The sequence below is a fragment of the Neisseria sp. P0021.S006 genome, assembly GCF_051956895.1.
This window is the reverse complement of record NZ_JBQCWZ010000024.1, coordinates 1-18,252: the sequence shown is the minus strand read 5'-3', so window position 1 is coordinate 18,252 and position 18,252 is coordinate 1. Positions and strand designations below refer to the sequence as shown.

General features: G+C 53.4%; 17 protein-coding genes and 3 tRNA genes. 9 read left to right on the top strand and 11 right to left on the bottom strand.

Annotated features, from left to right (window positions below):
- Positions 1-49: 49 nt before the first annotated feature.
- The 10 genes from ACTHUM_RS06860 to folD all read right to left on the bottom strand — a co-directional run bounded on the left by ACTHUM_RS06860 (position 50) and on the right by folD (position 10,092).
- Positions 50-1,546 (bottom strand): subtype B tannase, encoded by a 1,497-nt coding sequence (locus tag ACTHUM_RS06860; RefSeq protein WP_191620598.1) that lies wholly within the window; start codon positions 1,544-1,546, stop codon positions 50-52.
- A gap of 289 nt (positions 1,547-1,835) precedes the next feature.
- Entirely contained in the window at positions 1,836-3,311 is a 1,476-nt protein-coding gene (locus tag ACTHUM_RS06855; RefSeq protein WP_283120690.1) for a surface lipoprotein assembly modifier, read from the bottom strand.
- A gap of 156 nt (positions 3,312-3,467) precedes the next feature.
- Positions 3,468-3,839, bottom strand: coding sequence for a hypothetical protein (locus ACTHUM_RS06850; RefSeq protein WP_004520945.1), 372 nt, complete (start codon positions 3,837-3,839; stop codon positions 3,468-3,470).
- Positions 3,840-4,011: 172 nt separating this feature from the next.
- On the bottom strand, positions 4,012-4,734 hold the full coding sequence (locus tag ACTHUM_RS06845) for a M48 family metallopeptidase (protein WP_004520946.1): 723 nt from the start codon (positions 4,732-4,734) through the stop codon (positions 4,012-4,014).
- 38 nt (positions 4,735-4,772) lie between these two features.
- Entirely contained in the window at positions 4,773-5,504 is a 732-nt protein-coding gene (locus tag ACTHUM_RS06840; protein WP_070695146.1) for a lysophospholipid acyltransferase family protein, read from the bottom strand.
- Between the two features lie 71 nt (positions 5,505-5,575).
- Positions 5,576-6,154: a D-glycero-beta-D-manno-heptose 1,7-bisphosphate 7-phosphatase gene (gene gmhB / locus ACTHUM_RS06835; protein ID WP_039862535.1), complete on the bottom strand. Its 579-nt coding sequence runs from the start codon at positions 6,152-6,154 to the stop codon at positions 5,576-5,578.
- 11 nt (positions 6,155-6,165) lie between these two features.
- Positions 6,166-6,618 carry a DUF7832 domain-containing protein gene (locus ACTHUM_RS06830; protein ID WP_150540625.1) on the bottom strand — a complete coding sequence of 151 codons (453 nt, stop codon included), beginning with the start codon at positions 6,616-6,618 and terminating at the stop codon, positions 6,166-6,168.
- Positions 6,619-6,711: 93 nt separating this feature from the next.
- Entirely contained in the window at positions 6,712-7,953 is a 1,242-nt protein-coding gene (locus tag ACTHUM_RS06825; protein ID WP_070695148.1) for an aromatic amino acid transporter, read from the bottom strand.
- A gap of 129 nt (positions 7,954-8,082) precedes the next feature.
- Positions 8,083-9,156: an AI-2E family transporter gene (locus tag ACTHUM_RS06820; protein ID WP_049322947.1), complete on the bottom strand. Its 1,074-nt coding sequence runs from the start codon at positions 9,154-9,156 to the stop codon at positions 8,083-8,085.
- Positions 9,157-9,240: 84 nt separating this feature from the next.
- Complete coding sequence (folD, locus tag ACTHUM_RS06815) at positions 9,241-10,092, bottom strand: bifunctional methylenetetrahydrofolate dehydrogenase/methenyltetrahydrofolate cyclohydrolase FolD (protein WP_070695149.1); 852 nt, start codon at positions 10,090-10,092, stop codon at positions 9,241-9,243.
- 201 nt (positions 10,093-10,293) lie between these two features.
- Between folD and ACTHUM_RS06810 the strand changes: the two genes are divergently transcribed.
- From ACTHUM_RS06810 to prmC, 9 genes are all read left to right on the top strand, one after another.
- Positions 10,294-10,371, top strand: a tRNA-Pro gene (locus ACTHUM_RS06810).
- Between the two features lie 27 nt (positions 10,372-10,398).
- Positions 10,399-10,475, top strand: a tRNA-Arg gene (locus ACTHUM_RS06805).
- 9 nt (positions 10,476-10,484) lie between these two features.
- Positions 10,485-10,560: transfer RNA gene (locus ACTHUM_RS06800), tRNA-His, on the top strand.
- Positions 10,561-10,822: 262 nt separating this feature from the next.
- Positions 10,823-11,326, top strand: a complete 504-nt coding sequence (locus ACTHUM_RS06795; protein WP_004520955.1) for an adenylyltransferase/cytidyltransferase family protein — start codon at positions 10,823-10,825, stop codon at positions 11,324-11,326.
- Positions 11,323-13,083 carry a bifunctional biotin--[acetyl-CoA-carboxylase] ligase/type III pantothenate kinase gene (locus tag ACTHUM_RS06790; protein WP_004520956.1) on the top strand — a complete coding sequence of 587 codons (1,761 nt, stop codon included), beginning with the start codon at positions 11,323-11,325 and terminating at the stop codon, positions 13,081-13,083. Before ACTHUM_RS06795 ends, ACTHUM_RS06790 begins: the two co-directional genes overlap by 4 nt.
- A 15-nt stretch (positions 13,084-13,098) precedes the next feature.
- Positions 13,099-13,941, top strand: coding sequence for a hypothetical protein (locus tag ACTHUM_RS06785; RefSeq protein ID WP_004520957.1), 843 nt, complete (start codon positions 13,099-13,101; stop codon positions 13,939-13,941).
- Positions 13,942-14,500: 559 nt separating this feature from the next.
- Positions 14,501-15,943 carry a metalloprotease TldD gene (tldD, locus tag ACTHUM_RS06780; RefSeq protein WP_004520959.1) on the top strand — a complete coding sequence of 481 codons (1,443 nt, stop codon included), beginning with the start codon at positions 14,501-14,503 and terminating at the stop codon, positions 15,941-15,943.
- A 53-nt stretch (positions 15,944-15,996) separates the two neighbouring features.
- The gene (locus ACTHUM_RS06775) at positions 15,997-16,458 is read left to right on the top strand and encodes a hypothetical protein (RefSeq protein WP_004520960.1); all 462 of its coding nucleotides are present in this window, start codon (positions 15,997-15,999) and stop codon (positions 16,456-16,458) included.
- Positions 16,448-17,260, top strand: coding sequence for a peptide chain release factor N(5)-glutamine methyltransferase (prmC, locus tag ACTHUM_RS06770; RefSeq protein ID WP_004520961.1), 813 nt, complete (start codon positions 16,448-16,450; stop codon positions 17,258-17,260). Before ACTHUM_RS06775 ends, prmC begins: the two co-directional genes overlap by 11 nt.
- Positions 17,261-17,344: 84 nt before the next feature.
- Here prmC and ACTHUM_RS06765 read toward each other — a convergent pair whose 3' ends face one another.
- Positions 17,345-18,139 carry a 3'-5' exonuclease gene (locus tag ACTHUM_RS06765; protein ID WP_039862538.1) on the bottom strand — a complete coding sequence of 265 codons (795 nt, stop codon included), beginning with the start codon at positions 18,137-18,139 and terminating at the stop codon, positions 17,345-17,347.
- Positions 18,140-18,252 lie beyond the last annotated feature (113 nt).

Sequence of the window (18,252 nt, the reverse complement as noted above, 5' to 3'; positions counted from 1 at the left end):
TTAATTAAAACGGGATACTAAATCTCATCTCAATCTATGTTGCGAACGATTATTTTGTAGAGCTGCTGACTTGCTTCATCCAGGTAAACAGGTCGTCTAAGTCATAATCACCGCCGTGGCCGACATCCCAAGGCAGGGCGTAATCGACGGTTTGGCCGTTGTTTTGCAGTTTGGCGGCTAAGACGGCGGAGACTGCCAGTGAGGTGTCGCGGTCGTTGGTGCCGACGCGGATGCGCCAGTTTTGCGGCAGGTTCACGCCCGGTTTGCCGATGTAGTTGAGCGGGTTCATGATTTTGATGGTTTCTTCATCTGCGATTTCGGCGTTGGAGGCGGTGTTGTGTTGCATGGAGAACGCGGTGAAGTGGCGTTTATCGACGGTATTGGTGCCGAAGAGTTGGTTTTCGCCTGTGCTTAAATCTACGCCGTCAAAGGCCGGCGGTGTTTTTTGGCGGCCGGCGGCTTTGGCGTAAGCATCGAAATCGACGGAGATAACTTTGCCTTTGCGGATGGTCAGCCAAGTGCGGTCGCTCAGGTCTTTGCCTGCATCAAGTTGGGCTTGTGCGGATTTGGCAAGTAAACCGGCAATATGGTTTTTAAAGCTGCCGTTGCCTTGGGCGTCCAGTGTCAGGGGTTTGCCTTCGGGGGATTTCAGGTTCAGGCTGTTGAGGTATGCGGGGTATAGGGGTTTGAGGAGGTCGGACAGTTTTTTCTCGTCATCGGTCAGCGTGCCTGCGACCAGCTCGCGTTTGACGCGGTAGTCGAGCATGGAAATGTTCATTTTTCTGTAGTCATTGATACCGTTGAACTGCCATTCGTAAGCCATATCGGCATGGTCCAAATCGGTAATCGGGCAGTATGCGGATACGGCGAAAACTTTGTCGCTGCCGTCTGCCGCGCCTAAGGCTTTGAGGTGGTTTTCGTAATCTTTTTGGTCGGCTGTTGCGCCTAAGAGGGCGGACATCGCTCCGCCTGCGCTTGTGCCGTTGGAAATGATTTTTTCGGCATCGCCGGGCATGACTTTGTCGTTGGCTTTCAGGTAACGGACGGCGGCTTTCAAATCGACAATAGCGGCAGGTACTTTGCCGGTGGGTTCTGTTCGGCCGCGTGCGCCAGGGGAGGCGACGACGTAGCCTTTGGAGAGGGCAACCAGGGCGGCGTTAGGAGATTTTTGGCTGTCTTCAGGCTCGCCGCGTTTGCCTTCTAAAGCGGGTTTGCCCGGTTCAGCCGGCATATAGCCGCCGATTTGGTTGGGCAGGAAAATCGGTGCGGTTTCGGCATTGAAACCGTCTATCTCGCCGCCGTTGTAATAGGCTTCGGGTACATAAATATTGATGATTTCGTAACGAGTATCGACAGGATTGCGGACGTAAACCACGCCTTCGTAAGCGCGGAATTTAACCGCCTGACCGTTCACTTCGATGCTTTGTTCGGTGTATTTTTGTTTGGAGAAGTCTAGGTCGTAGGTATCTGCGGTTTTGACGGAAGCGCAGGCGCTCAATCCCAGCGCGACAGAAACGGATAAGAGGGTTTTGTTTAGGGCGTTCATCATCATACTTTCTGAAGAGGTAAGCGGATATGATAATGAATACTAAGGCCGTCTGAAACGCCAAGTTGGGTTTCAGACGGCCTGCTTTTTTTGTAGCGTTATGTAGTGTTGTACGTTACGTTGTAAAGTAATATGGGCTTAAATTTCATCTATTTGATAAATATGAATTTAATAAGAAATTATACCTTAAAAAATCTATTTATCCGGTATCTGTAAAAGTTTGAATCTGTCTTGTAAATAAGTATGCAGGACAGGCATTTTTGCTTTATCTACAGATTGATTCTACTTGTCAGAACGTTTTGCTCAATTCGACAAACATTTTGGTTTTGCCGTATTCGTAGAACTTGTCGTTGCTCCATGTTTTGTTGTGGGCAATGGTCAGGCGCGGGGTGATGCCTTTGAAATGGAGGGCGCGGTGCCATACGCTCAGGGAGGCGGAGGCTTCTTTGTCGCGGCGGTTTTGTTCGTTGCTGAAAACCCCGGGGGCTTGGTAACGGCGTTGGGCGGCGCTGAGGCGTAGGACGGTGGAGAGGCCTTTGGGCCATTCTTGTCCCCATGTGGTGCGCAGGGCGTAGCGGTTGAAGCTGTCGCCTTTGTCGTCGCGGTTGCGTTCGCGGTAGAGGTCGATACCGGCTACCCAGTATTGGCGTGCGTTGCGGTAGTACACGATGGAGTTGCTGAGCAGTTGGCTGGTATTGTTGGAATGCTCGCGGCGGCTGTTTTTCAGACGGCCTGCTTCAAATGCGCTGAGGGTTTGCAGCTTGGGTTGCCACCAATGGTTGTAGTGGAGGCGTGCGCCGCTGGTGTAGGTGTAGGGGTCGTTGCCGTAGAAGCGGCGCTCGTGGAACGGGGTCATGCCGACGTCGTTGCGCTGGTCGGCATAGCCGATGCCTGCTGAGAAGCGTGTGGTGAGGTCGTTGTAGTTGGTGTGTTTGGGGTAGATTTTGCCGTAATGGTCTGCGCCTACCGTGGCATAGAAGCCGCGTGGCAGCGACCATTTTTTTTCTGCGCCGATTTGATAGTGGATGGCGGTGGCATCGATGGGTTCGGGGAATGTCCAACCTCGGAAGCAGTCGTCGTCGGGATAGACAAGGCGCACGGCGCGGCATTGTTCGTCGCTCAGGTGGTTGCCCAGACGGCGTTGGCTGGGGGCTTGGTTGATGTTTTGTTCGCGCGTGATGTTCAAGCCGGCGTTGAATTGCCATGAGTCGCGTTCGCGCAGGGCTTTGCGGTAGGTTTCGAGGCGTTCTTGCAAGGCAGGCGGGAGGGATTCGGTTTGCAGTTTGTTGAACTGGTCGGCCGCGGCTTCGTTTTGTTTGTCTTCAAACAAGGCGGTCGCAAGCTGCCAGCGGACGGCGGAAGCGTCGGGTTGCTCGGCGATAAAGCGGCGGTAATGGCCGACGGCTTCGGCGGCGCGCCCTTCGGATTGGGCAAGCAAACCTTTGGCATAGCGTGCCATGGCACGGTCGTGTTCGGGCCATTGTTCGTAAATGGGCAAAACGGCTTTGATGCCGGGGATATTGTGGGCGACGACGGCGGAATACATGGCGCGTGCCAGTAATTCGGTGTTGGCAAGCAGGGTGTCGGCATCGACGTCGATGATTTTTTCAGACGGCCTGTTTGTCTGTTCGGCAGGGATATTGTGCGCTTCGGGCTGTTGGGGTTCGGCAGTGTTGACTTGAAGCTCGGGTTTTACGTTGGGCGGCACATCGGCGGCGTAAAGGGAAAGGGGCAGGATGGCGAGGAGGAGCAGACGTTTTTTCATGGCAATGTTGGGGATGTTATCGGTATAAGTGGGCAGATTGTACAATGTTTTGAGTCGGAAATTTTGCAAACCGAGTGCCATTTTATCTGATAAAGACGACAAAAGGCCGTCTGAAAACCGATGGGATTTCAGACGGCCTTTGTTTGCGAGTCGGATTTAGTTTTTGTCCAAATCTAAATCGGCTTTATATTCGATACGGCCTTGGCCTTTGTCTTCGATGGAAACGTCCAGCTCTTGTTTGCCGCGTTTGAATTTCAGATCGGCATCGTCGTGTTTGATTTCAGACTCAACCACATGGAAACCTTTGCTGCGCGCGTGGGCGATCACTTTTTTGGCCAAGGAAGGAATGGAATTGCGTTGGCCGGAAAGTTCGGCTTCGTATTCAAATTCGCCGTCGCCTTGATGATCGGCTTTGATGGTGTGCGCGCCATCCGGACGGTAGATTTCGGAAGGCAGTGGGGAGGCGAATGCCGTGGCGGAGAAAAGAGCCAAAATGCCGGTGGCCAGTAACGATTTTGCTTTGGTCATCGGTTTTCCTTTCTGAAAAGGGTTTTGAGAACGAAATCATCTTATCGGCATGCCTGAGGGGGCGGCAAGCGGATAAACCTGATTTTACGCGCGGCTACATGATTTGTTTGGAGGACGTTGATTCTTTGCTTTGGGCTGGTGTTTGCTTGCAGAAAAATGCTGCTGGAAAGACTTAGCCGAGGTGGAATAATTCGCCGCCGTGCGCCTTCAGCCATTGTTCGGCTTGGTCGACATGCGGCGTGAGCGAGTGGGTTAGAGCCCAAAATGCAGGGCTGTGGTTGGGATGGCGCAGGTGGGAGAGTTCGTGCAGGCAGACGTAGTCGGCGACATATTCGGGCGTGCCGATGAGCCGCCAGTTGAGGCGGATGCCGGTGGTGTGGCGGCAAACGCCCCAGAAGGTTTTGGCGTTGGAAAGGGAAATGGCGCTCGGGGTCAGGTGGGTGGTTCGGATATGGCCTTCGAGGCGCGGTAGCAGATATTCGTGCGCACGCTCGTGCAGGAAGCGGCGCAAATGGGTAAGTTGGGCGGCGGTTTCTTTTTCGGGCAACAGAATTTCAGACGGCCTGATTTGGATGTGGTTTGCTGCGTGGACGGACAAGGCCGTCTGAACGCCTTGATACCAAATCCATTCGGGAAGCGTGTCTGTAGGTGTTTGCCGAGCCGGTGTTTTGTTTAGGGTACGGCGCAGGATGGCTTCGTTGTCGTTCAGCCATTGGGTAAAGGTGCGCTGGGTAACAAACGGAGGGATATTGATGCTGACGGTATCGGCGGAAACGGGGCGCAAGATGAGGTTTTTCTTGGCACTGCGTTTGAGCTGGATATGAATGGTGAGGCCGTCTGAAAGGGTATGGGTATGGAGGTGGGGCATGATGTTGAGAAAAATATTGGACGGCATGGAAAGGGCGGGTATAGCGGCCCACCCGATGGAATGATTTATTTGGTTTTGGGCGCGAACGGGCCTTGTCCGGTAATCAGGGGCTGTTGGCTTTCGATCCATTGCTCGCATTGAGCCATGAGTTCGGCTTCATTGCCGTTGTTGTGGGCAATGGGTTTGCCGATGATGACGCTGACCGTGCCGGGGTATTTGAGGAAGGAATTGCGCGGCCAAAACTCGCCGCTGTTGAGCGCGACGGGGACGATGTCCATCTCAAACATTTTTGCCATGCGCGCGCCGCCGAGCTTATAGCGGCCTTTTTCGCCGGGCGGCAGGCGTGTGCCTTCGGGGAAAATGGTAATCCAATAGCCTTCGTTTTTACGCGCAAGGCCTTGTTCTAAAAGTTGTTTGTTGGCTTCGCGGCTGTTGCTGCGGTCGATGCCGATGGTTTTAACCAGTTTCAAGCCCCAGCCGAAGAAAGGGATTTTGAAGAGTTCGCGTTTGGCAACATAGACTTGAGGCGGAAAAATCTCTTGCAGGGCGAGGGTTTCCCAGCCGCTTTGGTGTTTGGCGCAAATGATGGCAGGGCGGTCGGGAATGTTTTCCGCACCGTTTAAGGTGTAGTTCAAACCGATGACGTGCTTGAGCGACCAGTTGAGGATGCGCACCCAAACTTGCGCCATTTTGTGCGCGCCGCCTTGGAAGGGCAGGGCAAGCAGCATAAAGGGGAACAGTAAAATAATGCTAGAGGAAAGGATGAACCAGTAAATCAGGTTGCGGATAATCAGCATATCGGGGAAAAGTCAGTCGTTTGAAGGCCGTCTGAACACCGTTGTCGGCAGTTTTCAGACGGCCTTGTCGTTTATAGGATGGCTTGCGCGGCTTCTTCGATTTGTGTGTTTTCACGCATGATGTATTGCGAGAAAGCGAGCAGGTTGTCGAAGACTTGGGTGTGTTCGGGCAGGTCTTGTTCGTGTTTGGCCAGCGTTTTTTTGCCTTTGCCAGTCAGGACGAGCGCGGATTTGCCTCCTGCAGCATCAATGGCTTGCAGGTCGCGCAGGCTGTCGCCGACCAGCCAGGTTTCGGCGGCATTGGCCTTGAAGCGTTCGATGATGTCGATAATCATGCCGGGCTTGGGTTTGCGGCATTCGCAGTTGTCGGCGGCGGTGTGCGGGCAAAACCAAATGCCGTCGATGGTACCGCCTGCTTGAACGGCAAGACGGTGCATTTTTGCGTGCATTTCGGTCAGGTCTTGCACGGTAAAGTATTTGCGGCCGATACCGGATTGGTTGGTGGCCACGGCGATGGTGTAGCCTGCCTGCGTTAAAAAGGCGATGGCATCCATGCTGCCTTCGATGGGAATCCATTCGTCAACGGATTTGACGAAATCGTCGCGGTCTTGGTTGATGACGCCGTCGCGGTCGAGGATGATGAGTTTCATGGTGGTGGCTCTTATTTTTCTGCTTTCAAACTGCTTTTCCATTTTTCAAAGGCCGTCTGAAAAACGGGTATCAGTTTGGCGAAGGTTTCCGGGGTATTTTTGACGTGGTAGAAGCCGCCGAGCGAGGGCGTGTCGAGGGCGAGGATGTAGTCTTCCATAAATGCGCCGTAGCCGTCTTCTTCGTCGGTGTAGTAGAACTCGGTAAACCGTTGGCCGAGTTCGGTAAAGTCGTCTGCCGTCAATGCGCCGTCCATGTGTTTGAGCAGGAAGTGCCGTCCGCTGATTTTGCCCGAGGTCATGGCGGCGAAGTCGGCTGCGGTTTCGGGGGCGGTTTGCCAGACGGGGTTGACGAGGCCTGCCTGCGCCGCCCACTGCCAGTACATGCCGATGTGGGTGGCAGCGTTTTCGGGTGGGAGTTGGTCGGGATAGTCTTCGTCGAGATGGAAACGGATATTGTCGTACATGGACGGTGTTCGTTGGGGGAAAGGGGGTATTGTAGCGGAAAATAATGAATTAGGCCGTCTGAAAGAGGGTGTTTCAGACGGCCTTAAGGGAATTTAACCTTTAAATACGGGAACAAGCTCCAGTTGGCTCAATATCTGGGCGGCAATGTTGATGATGCCGAAGAGGAAGACCCAAACCATCAGCCAGAATCCGCCGTAAACTTTGTAGTTTTTGCCGGCACCGAATTTATGGCGCGAGCGGTAGAGCAGCATGGCGGGGATGATGCCTGTCCAGATGGTGGCGGCCAGGCCGACGTAGCCGATGGCGGTAACGAAGCCGGTAGGGAAGAGCAGGCAGGAAATCAGGGGCGGCAGGAAGGTCAGCGCGGCAGTTTTGGTACGGCCGGAAATGCTGTCGTTCCATTTGAAGATGTCGGCAATGTAGTCAAACAGGCCGAGCGTTACGCCGAGGAAGGACGTTGCGATCGCCATGTAGGAGAACAGGGTCAACACTTTGTCCATATTGCCGGTTTGGGCGAACTTGGACAGCGTTTCGATCAGGACGGAAACTTGGCCTTCGGCAGCGATAACCGGTGCGAACTCGCTGCGCGGCAGGTTGCCTTGGATGGCGATTTGCCAGAGGATGTAAATCACAAGCGCAATCAGCGTTCCTGCCCATAGGGATTTGGCCACTTTGGGCGCGTCGCCTTTAAAGTATTTGAGCAGGCTGGAAACGTTGCCGTGGAAGCCGAATGACGCAAGGCAAACGGGCAGGGCGGTGGCGACATAAATCCAGTAGTTGGTGCCGGCAGGGGCTTGGGTATCAAACAAAACAGGCATTTTGGCATCGGCAATCAGGCCGCCGGTTGCCCAGATGAAGGTCAATACCATGCCGCCGATGAGGATGCTGGTGAAACGGTCAACCAAGCGTGCGGATGCCCAAACGCAAAAGGCGAGAATGCCGAAGAAGACGAGTTGGCCGACGGTGAGCGAGATTTCGCCGCCTACCGCGCTGCCGATGCCTTTGGCGGTCAGGTCGCCGCCGACGAAGATGTAGGCGTAGGTGAGCAGGTATAAAACGAAAGCGACGGCAACGCCGTTGATGATGTTCCAAGCCGGGCCGAGCAGGTCTTTGACCATGGTGTCGAAGCTGGCGCCGTGCGGATAATGGGTATTGACTTCCAAAATCATCAGGCCGCTGGAGAGCATGGAAAACCAGGTGTACAGCAACACGGCCAGCGAGCCGGTAAACCATACGCCGGAGGTGGCGGTCGGGTTGGCAAGCATGCCTGCGCCGATAACCGTACCGGCGATAATCATCGCGCCGCCGAATAGGGAAGGGGTTTTGGTTGACATTATTTATCTTTCTTCTAGAAATGCGTGGCTGCCATTATGCCGTAAAGTGTAAGAAAAGGTAAAGCAAAGGCCGTCTGAAAACCCGATTGTCGTTTTCAGACGGCCTTTTGTGTGTATAAACGCAACTGATTAAATCAATTTTCGCAGTTTCAATTCGTTTTTCAAATAGGCGTAATAAACCGGCGCGACGATGATGCCGCCGATGCCGAAAATGCGTTCAAAGACGACCATCGCCACCAGCAATTCCCACGCGCTGGATTCGATTTCCGAGCCGATGATTTTGGCGTTGAGGAAATATTCGAGCTTGTGGATGACAACGAGGAACACCAGCGAGGCGAGTGCGACGTAAAGCGATGCGCCGAGGCTCAAAATAATGATGATGGTGTTGGAAATCAGGTTGCCCGCTACCGGAATCAGGCCGACGATAAAGGCGACGATCAGGACGGTCATTTTAAACGGCAGCTCAACGCCGAACAGCGGTAAAACCAAGTAAAGGTACAGGCCGGTCAGGAAAGTGTCGATCAGCGAGATTTTGACTTGGGCGAGGAACACGCGTTCAAAGCTGGTTTCAAAAGTGACGATGCGTTGCACCAATTCGGCTTTAAACAATGGCATTTTGCGGCGGTTTTTACGCATTTTCAGGCGGTGGAAGCTGAGCATGGCGCCGATGATGATGCCGATGAGGATGTACACGAAGGACGTGATGCTGTTTTTACTGATGCGGGTCAGCGCGGCGCGGTATTCGTCAATCAGCTTGATCGCCGAGGCTTTGATTTCGGCCATATTGTTGGGCAGCATATTGAGAATGGCCGCAGGCAGGTCTTGGCTGTTTTTGGTGTCTTCCAAAATCGCCGCCAGCTTGGCCAGCATAAAGCCGACATGGCCGCCGTGTATCAGGTGGTAAATGCCCAAAGACATCATCGCAATGATGCTGAACACGATGGCCAGCGTCAGCGTGGTGGAAATCAGGTTGATGTTGTGCGCATTGAGCGATTTATGCAGCCGCGTGTTGCGCGGTAAAACACGGCGGCGGAGTTTGAGGATGACGCCGTTGGTGCGCGTAATAAAGATATAGGTCAGGATAACCGACAGCAGCAGCGGCAGCAGATGGTAGTGCAAGACAATCAGCAAGGCCAAACCCATCAGGATATAGGAAGCGTTGCGGAAAGTCGGGTTGTCGGTGTGGGAAGCGAGTAAGGACATGTGAAGCCGATAAGGTAAAAAAACAAAAAACAGGTCAGGCCGTCTGAAAAACCATGTTCAGACGGCCTAATTTAATGACGGCGGTTAGTCGTGCAATGAGGCCGCGTGTAGCGTGTTTTCCAACAAAGTGGCAATCGTCATCGGGCCGACGCCGCCGGGAACGGGCGTAATCATGGACGCACGTTCTTTGGCGACATCAAACTCCACGTCGCCGCACAGGCTGCCGTCTTCCAAGCGGTTGATGCCCACATCGATAACGACGGCGCCGGGTTTGACCCATTCGCCTTTAACAAAATTCGGAATGCCCACGCCGACCACCAAAATATCGGCGGCGGCAACTTCATCGGCAAGGTTTTGCGTGGCGCTGTGGCAGATGGTTACCGTCGCGCGGGACAGCAGCAATTCCAACGCCTGCGGGCGGCCGACAATATTGGACGCGCCGACAATCACGGCTTTTTTGCCTTTCGGGTCGATGCCGTAGGCTTCCAACAAAGTCATCACGCCTTTGGGCGTGCACGGGCGCATCAGCGGCATTTTGACGACCAGGCGGCCGACGTTGTAAGGGTGGAAGCCGTCCACATCTTTATGCGGCATGATACGTTCCAAAACTGCCTGGCTGTCGATGTGGGCCGGTAGCGGCAGTTGCACCAAAATACCGTCGACGGCAGGGTCGCCGTTCAATTCGTCCACCAGTTTCAACAAATCGTCTTGCGTGGTTTCAGACGGCAGCTCGTAAGAGCGCGATTCAATGCCGCTTTTTTGGCAGGCCAGTTTTTTATTGCGTACATAAACCGCGCTGGCAGGGTCGTCGCCGACCAATACCACCGCCAAACAAGGCGTGTGCAAACCTTTTTCCTGACGCGCTTTTACCGCCTGTGCGACCGCCTCGATGCGTTGCTGGGAGATTTTTTTTCCGTCTATAAGTTGTGCAGCCATGATTTTTCCTCCTCAATAGGGATAAATATTGCGTTTAAATTATCGCATTTTTCAGACGGCCTGACACAAAAGAGTAGCCCTGATTGTGAAACATAAAAATAAATAACGATTAAAAATAATAAGATAATCAAAAAATGAAAAAATAAAGCAAAGTAGATGTTGACCGGGTTAAAAAGGGTCTGTATAGTTCAGGTCTTCAGTCGGGGCGTAGCGCAGCCCGGTTAGCGCATCTGCTTTGGGAGCAGAGGGTCGTGAGTTCGAATCCCACCGCCCCGACCACAAAATTCTTAGCACGAATCGGCATGAGCGCCCGTAGCTCAACCGGATAGAGCACCGACCTTCTAAGTCGGGGGTTACAGGTTCGATTCCTGTCGGGCGTGCCAATTTTTACGGTGGCTGTAGCTCAGTTGGTAGAGCCCTGGATTGTGATTCCAGTTGTCGTGGGTTCGAGCCCCATCAGCCACCCCAGATGAAAGCCTGCATATTGTATGCAGGCTTTTTTCCATTTATACCCGAATTTTACTTCAGATTTAATTGGGTTTCAAAAAAGTATTTATCAAACCGTTTCATCATGGCATCGGCAAAAATAGCATTTGCTGTGTTATCAAATATCAATGAATACGCAGTCAAGCCCGAATATTGTACCGTTCGGTATCTTTTTATGGCGTTTCGCCGTTATCCTTTATAATACCCCGATTATTTTCTGTTTCATTCCCAAAGGAACCGCATCATGTCCGAATGGCCAGCTCCAGAATTTGAATCCAAAATCTGTCCGCCCGAAAAGCTGGCGGAGCGTTTGGCGGCATTGCCCCGTCCGCTGGTGTTTACCAACGGCTGTTTCGATATTCTCCATAGGGGCCATGTAACGTATCTGGCGCAGGCGCGATCGGCCGGTGCGGCTTTGGTGTTGGCATTGAATACCGATGCTTCGGTGCGCCGTCAGGGCAAAGGGGACGATCGTCCGATTAATCCTTTGGAAAACCGCGCGGCAGTGGCAGCGGCATTGGCGAGCGTGGATTTGGTCACATGGTTTGATGACGATACGCCGGCTGCGTTGATTGAAATGGTCAAACCTGATGTATTGATTAAAGGCGGCGACTGGCCTGTGGATAAGATTGTCGGTGCGGCTGAGACGTTTGCGCGTGGCGGCAAAGTATTTTCGATTCCGTTTTTACACCAGACTTCGACCACCAAAACGTTGGCGAAAATTCGCGAAGCCGGAGGAGGCGAATGACGGATTTGAACAGCCGCCATTGGGCCTTGCTCGCCGCACTTTCAGACGGCCTGCCGCAACACGTTTCTCAGTTGGCGCGCGTGGTCGGTATGAAGCCGCAACAATTAAACGGATTCTGGCAGCAGATGCCGGGCCATATCCGCGGTTTGCTGCGCCAGCACGACGGGCAATGGCGTTTGGTGCGCCCTTTGGCTGTGTTTGCCGAAGAATCTCTGCAACAAATGGCCGGAAAACAGGGTTTTCGTGCGCAGTTGAAACACGAATGTTCGTCCAGCAATGATGAAATCATGGCATTGGCGCGCCAGTCGGCAGATTTGGCGCATAAGGCCTTGTGCGTGGCGCATTTCCAAACCAAAGGACGCGGACGGCAAGGGCGAAGCTGGGTCAACCGACAGGGTGAATGTCTGATGTTCAGCTTGGGCTGGGCGTTTGACAAGCCGCAGTATGAGCTGGGTTCGCTGGCGTTGGTGGCGGCATTGGCTTGCCGACGCGCGCTTGCCGATATCGGTTTGGACGTAAATATCAAGTGGCCGAACGATTTGGTCGTGGCCAACGATAAATTGGCCGGTATTTTGATTGAAACGGCGCGGGTAGAGAATAGGACTGTCGCCGTCATCGGCATCGGTATCAATTTTGTATTGCCGAAAGAAGTTGAAAACGCCACTTCCATACAGGCATTGTTTCAGACGGCCTCTAAGCAGGGCGTAAGCGTCAAAACCTTATTGAATGCGGTATTGGCGCAACTCGATGCGCTGTTGAACGAATACGCGCAAAACGGATTCGCGTCATGTGTCGGCGAATACGATGCCGCCAACCGCGACACAGGCAGGCCGGTCTTGCTGCTTCAAGAAGGGCGCATTGTTCATGAAGGCGTAGTCAAAGGCGTGGATGCGCAAGGCGCGTTGCGTTTGTTGACCGACAATGGCGAGAAAACCATTGTCAGCGGCGAGATCAGCTTGCGTCCGGATAATCGTCCGGCGCAACCTGCCGCGACTAAGCCGGAACGCTTTTTGCTGCTGGACGGCGGCAACAGTCAGTTGAAATGGGCGTGGGTAGAGAACGGCACATTTTCCGAAGTCGGCCGCGCGCCGTATCGTGATTTGACCCAGCTGGGCGAAGAATGGCTGCAATTTGCCGATGATGATGTGAAGATTGTCGGTTGCGCCGTGTGCGGTTCGGTAAAAAAAGCGATGGTGGAAGAACAATTAACCCGTCCGGTCGAATGGCTGTCTTCCATGCCGCAGGCTTTGGGTATCCGCAACCATTACCGCCGTCCTGAAGAACATGGCTCCGACCGTTGGTTTAATGCGCTGGGCAGCCGTCGCTTTACGCAAAATGCCTGCGTCGTCGTCAGCTGCGGCACCGCCGTAACCACCGACGCGCTGACGGAAGACAATCATTATCTCGGCGGCACCATCATGCCCGGTTTCCACTTGATGAAAGAGGCGATGGCGCTCAAGACCGCCAACCTCAACCGCCCCATCGGCAAGGTATATCCGTTCCCAACCACAACGCCGAACGCCATTGCCAGCGGCATGATGGATGCCGTTTGCGGCGCGTTGATGATGATGCATGGCCGTCTGAAAGACAAAACGGGCGAAGGCAAACCGGTCGATATTATTATCACGGGCGGCGGCGCGGCCAGAGTCGTGCAGGCGCTGCCGGAGTCATTCGTTCATGACAATCAAGTGAAAATCGTCGATAATCTCGTGATTCACGGGCTCTTGCATTGGATTGCCCATCGCAACGGACAATAAAAAGGAAAACGCATCATGAAATGGCTGTTTGCGGTCTTGGTCGCACTCAACATCATTGTTTTTGGCAGCATGGTTGCCTATCGGACACAACATAAAACCGCGAAACCCGAATCTGCCTTGGAAGGCGGCACGCACGAATTATTGCGCCCGTCTTCTTTGGACGCGCCCAAAGCCGAGCCTCAGCAGGCATCGCAACCCGATTGGGTGGCGGATGAATCAGACGGCCTGATTATGGCAGAACCTGAATCCGAAGAAGCAGAAGCCTTGCGTAAAAAGCAAGAAGCGCAGCAGTTGAAAGAGAAAAAAGAAAAAATGCGCCGCGAGAAAGAAGCGCAAGAGCGTCGCGCAGCCGAAGAAGAGATGGACGCGGCCGGCGTGGAACGCTTGTGTACCAGCAGCGCCACCGTAGTGATGGATGAAGACGATTACCACCGCATCAAAGGCTTGTTGGGCAAATGGCCTCATGCGGCCAGCCGCAGTATCGAAAAACGTAACGGCGCATCCGGTGGCGAAACTTCTTCCAAAACCTTCCGCGTGGTCTTGCCTGCCGACGGCGACACTTCCGCCCAGCTTGATGCCTTGGGCAGCCGCGGCTTTAGCGGCAGTATTCACAACGGCGAAATCAGCATTGACGTAACACGCAGCCGCTCTTCCGCCCAAGTTTTGATTTCACGCTTGTCCAGCGCAGGTTTTGGCGGTGCGCGCATTGTCGAACAGGAAGACAGAAGCGCACCCGATACCGGTTTGAGCGTAGCACGCATGACCGTGGTCTTTATGGCGGTCGACGAGCGCGATGCCCAAGACATCAGAAACATTGTCGGCCGTTATGGCAAGTTGAACATGAAAACCTGCCGATAATCAGGCCTATTCGGTTTCAGACGGCCTGATAAGCAGCCGGCCAAGCCTGATAAACCGAACGCCAAAAAACACGAAACCCACTGTATCGGCAGTGGGTTTCATGTTTTTCGGTTTTGAGTATCTGATATAAAGGGGAACAGGTATGTTTCGTATATGCGCACTCCGAGTATCAAGAGATAATGGGAAAGAGGGGGATAAAATCTGTCGTTTAATGGCTCGGATTAGGACGTCTTCCGAGTGGTTTTGATTATACGCTAATAATAACTATTATCAATAGCAAAATTGAAAAAATAATGGTTTTTGTTGTAATGCTTTGTTTTGTATGGAAATTAAATTGTGGCATTGGCTTTGCCGTGATTGAAAAGGCCGTCTGAACGTCAAACGAACAGGCCGGTTGAAATAGGGTAAGGCAAACATTTCAACCCTATATTTCAGACGGCCTTTTGATTTGTTTCAATCACTCATAAATCCAAGCAATCAACATATCCAAAGCCATATAAAATACCGTATAATCAAGGCCAAATTAACTTTGCCTGCTCGTCGGGCCGTCTGAAAAATTATGCAACAAACCTACGCCGCGGTACAGCGAGATTTGCTCGAAGCCAACCACCTTTCCCCCGATTTGCTCGCCCAAAGCCTGAGTATTATCGGCGCCAACCATGTCGATTATGCCGACATCTATTGCCAGCGTACTGCCTATGAAAGTTGGCATTTGGAAGAAGGCATCGTCAAATCGGGCAGCTTCCAAATCGATCAGGGTGTGGGCGTGCGTGCCGTTTCGGGCGATAAGACTGCTTTTGCCTACGCTGACAGCCTGTGTATCGATTCGATCAACCGCTCTGCCAAAGCCGTGCGCGTGATTGGTGCGGCTGGCGGCGAAGCCAGCGTCAAAGTGCCGACACCTGCCTACGGCAAGCCTGTCCATATGGCGATTGACCCTATTGCCAGTCTTGATTCTGCTGCCAAAGTCGCGCTGTTGAACAAAGTTGAAACGCTGGCCAAAGCCGCCGATCCGCGTATCGTGCAAGTGATGGCCGGTTTGACCTGCGAATACGACATGGTGTACATCGCCCGTCTGGACGGCAAACACGCTGCCGATATCCGTCCGATGGTGCGCATGAACGTAACCGTCATTGCCAAGCAGGGCGAGCGTCGCGAGCAGGGCAGCGCAGGCGGTGGCGGGCGTTATGATTTGGCGTATTTCGATGAAAACTTGGTGCATCGGTTTGTCGATTCCGCCGTCAAACAAGCCCTGACCAATCTTGAATCCCGTCCTGCGCCTGCCGGCGAGATGACCGTTGTTTTGGGCAACGGCTGGCCGGGCGTGTTGTTGCACGAAGCGGTTGGACATGGTTTGGAAGGCGATTTCAACCGTAAAGAAACCAGCGTTTTCTCCGGCCGAATCGGCGAGCGCGTGGCTGCCAAAGGCGTTACCGTTGTGGATCAAGGCGATATTGCCGACAGACGCGGCTCGCTCAATATCGACGACGAAGGCAACGAAACCCGCCGTACTGTATTGATTGAAGACGGTATTTTGGTCGGCTATATGCAGGACGAAACCAACGCCCGCCTGATGGGTATGCAATCGACCGGCAACGGCCGCCGCGAAAGTTACGCTTCCGCTCCTATGCCGCGCATGACCAATACCTTTATGGAAAACGGCGGCTATGAGCCGGAAGAAATCATCGCGTCCATCGACAAGGGCATTTACGCCGTCAACTTTGGCGGCGGACAAGTGGACATTACCAGCGGCAAGTTCGTGTTCAGCGCATCCGAAGCGTGGTGGGTGGAAGGCGGCAAACTGCAATATCCTGTCAAAGGCGCGACCATCATCGGCAACGGTCCCGAAGTGCTGAAACACGTTTCCATGATAGGCAACGACACTGCGCTCGACAGCGGCATCGGTGTCTGCGGCAAAGAAGGGCAGAGCGTTCCTGTCGGCGTCGGACAACCGACACTGAGGATTGATGCCGGACTGACCGTCGGCGGTAGCGAAATTTAAACGGCAGGCCGTCTGAAAGGTTTTCAGACGGCCTTTTGCATTAGGATAAAACCATGCAGGAACAGAATCGGAAATCAAGTTTTCCCATAGTGATGTTGCTGGTGTCGGTTGCACTGTGGATAGCATCTTTGTCCAATGTTGCATTTTATTTGGGCAATCATGAAAGCATGAAGGGTTTGACCGTTTTGATTTTGGGGTCGATATTTGCTTCTTTGGATATCAGATATTGTGCGGCCTATGCGAATTATGTTTGGTTGGCGGCCATTGTGTTGCTGGTGTTGCGGAAGAAGGTTGTGCCTGTCCATACGGCACTTTGGGGCTTGGCGCTGGTGGCTTTCAGTGTGAAAGCCGTACACGTCGATGAAGCAGGGAATACATCGGATATTGTGCGCTACGGCGCGGGATTTTATTTGTGGTATGCCGCATTTGCGGTTGCCACCATCGGCACGTTTGCCGGAAAGATTAAGGAAAGAAAAGCCACAACGCTGGCAGATGGGACGAGAAATGACGCTTGATGAATGGTTGCGCCAATCGGCACTGCCCAAAAATGAAGCGCGGATGTTGTTGCAATATGCGCTGGGTTACACGCGTGCGCAGTTGGTTACACGCGGTACGGACGATTTGGCGGAATCTGACCTGCAAATCTTGGAGGCTTTGGCGCAACGCCGTCTGAAAGGCGAGCCGATGGCCTATCTGTTGGGCGAGCGCGAGTTCTACGGACGACGCTTTACCGTCAATCCCCATGTGCTGATTCCACGCCATGAAACTGAGCATTTGGTGGAAGCCGTGCTCAAACGCTTGCCGTCGCAAGGCCGTGTGTGGGACTTGGGGACGGGAAGCGGCGCCATTGCCGTAACCATCGCGCTTGAACGCGGTGATGCCGATGTTCGTGCATCCGACATCAGCGTCGGTGCTTTGGATACTGCCCGTCAAAATGCGGCCGAATTGGGCGCAAAAGTGGAGTTTGCGCAGGGTTCGTGGTTTGATACCGACAAGCCGTCTGAAGGCCGATACGATGTGATTGTTTCCAATCCGCCGTATATCGAGGATGGCGATGAACATTTATCGCAAGGTGATTTGAGGTTTGAACCGCAAAATGCGCTGACCGACTTTTCAGATGGCCTCAGCCATATCCGCCACATTACCCAAGAAGCCCCTAAATACCTGAAAGCCAACGGCTGGCTGCTGTTTGAACACGGCTATGACCAAGGCAAAGCAGTGCGGAACATTATGCTGGAGAACGGTTTTGCAGAAGTGGCAACCGAACAGGATTTGGCTGGATTGGATAGGGTAACGCTGGGGCGTTTGCCTGCTTAATGGGCATGGTTTGTCGAAATATAAAAAAGGGCGTGTCGATCACGCCCTTTTGGTTTTTTGGTTTAGCTGTTCAGACGGCCTGATTTAACGCCAAGCAGCGACGAACTCCGCCCAGTGTTGTTTTTCTTCGGCTTGTGCGGCCAGATAATGTTTGATGCGTTTGATTTCGACTTCGTATTCGTCGGCATCGAGCGCGCCGCTCATCATGCGAAAGCGCATATACATCAGGTAGGTATTGGCGGCATCGGTTTCACAATAATCGCGGATGTCTTTCAGACGGCCTGCATGATAAGCGTCCCAGACCTTGCTACCGTCCATGCCCAGTTTGCCGGGGAAGCCGCAGAGTTTGGCCATATCGTCCAAAGGCACGCTGGCACGCGGTTGGTAGAGGGCGAGCAAATCCATCAGGTCGCAATGGCGGGAGTGGTAGCGGCTGATGTAGTTGTTCCACTTAAAGTCGCGGCTGTCGCCAAAGTCGCCGTCGCCCATGTCCCAATAACGGGCGGCGCTGATGCCGTGTATCAGGGCGCGGTAGTGGAGGACGGGCAGGTCGAAACCGCCGCCGTTCCAGCTGACGAGTTGCGGCGTATAGTTTTCGATGACCTCGAAGAATTTGGCAATCATGACTTCTTCGCTGTCTTCGGGATCGCCGATGGTACTGACGCGGATTTTGTCCTGACCCCAGCGCATACAGCAGGAGATGGCGACGACTTGGTGCAGATGGTGTTGCATAAAGTCGCTGCCGGTTTTGGTGCGGCGTTGCTGCTGGGCAAACAGGACGACTTCGTTGTCGGGCAAATCGGCAGGCAAATCGTAAAGCTGGCGGATGCCGTTTACGTCGGGAATGGTTTCGATGTCGAAGGCAAGTATCGGAGTCATGGCGTGATCGGGTTGGATAAGGGATGATGTCATTGTGGCATGACGGCGCAGATAAAAAAAGAGGCAATCCCCCACAGGATTGCCCCAATACCTCAAATCAGAGATTTACGCTT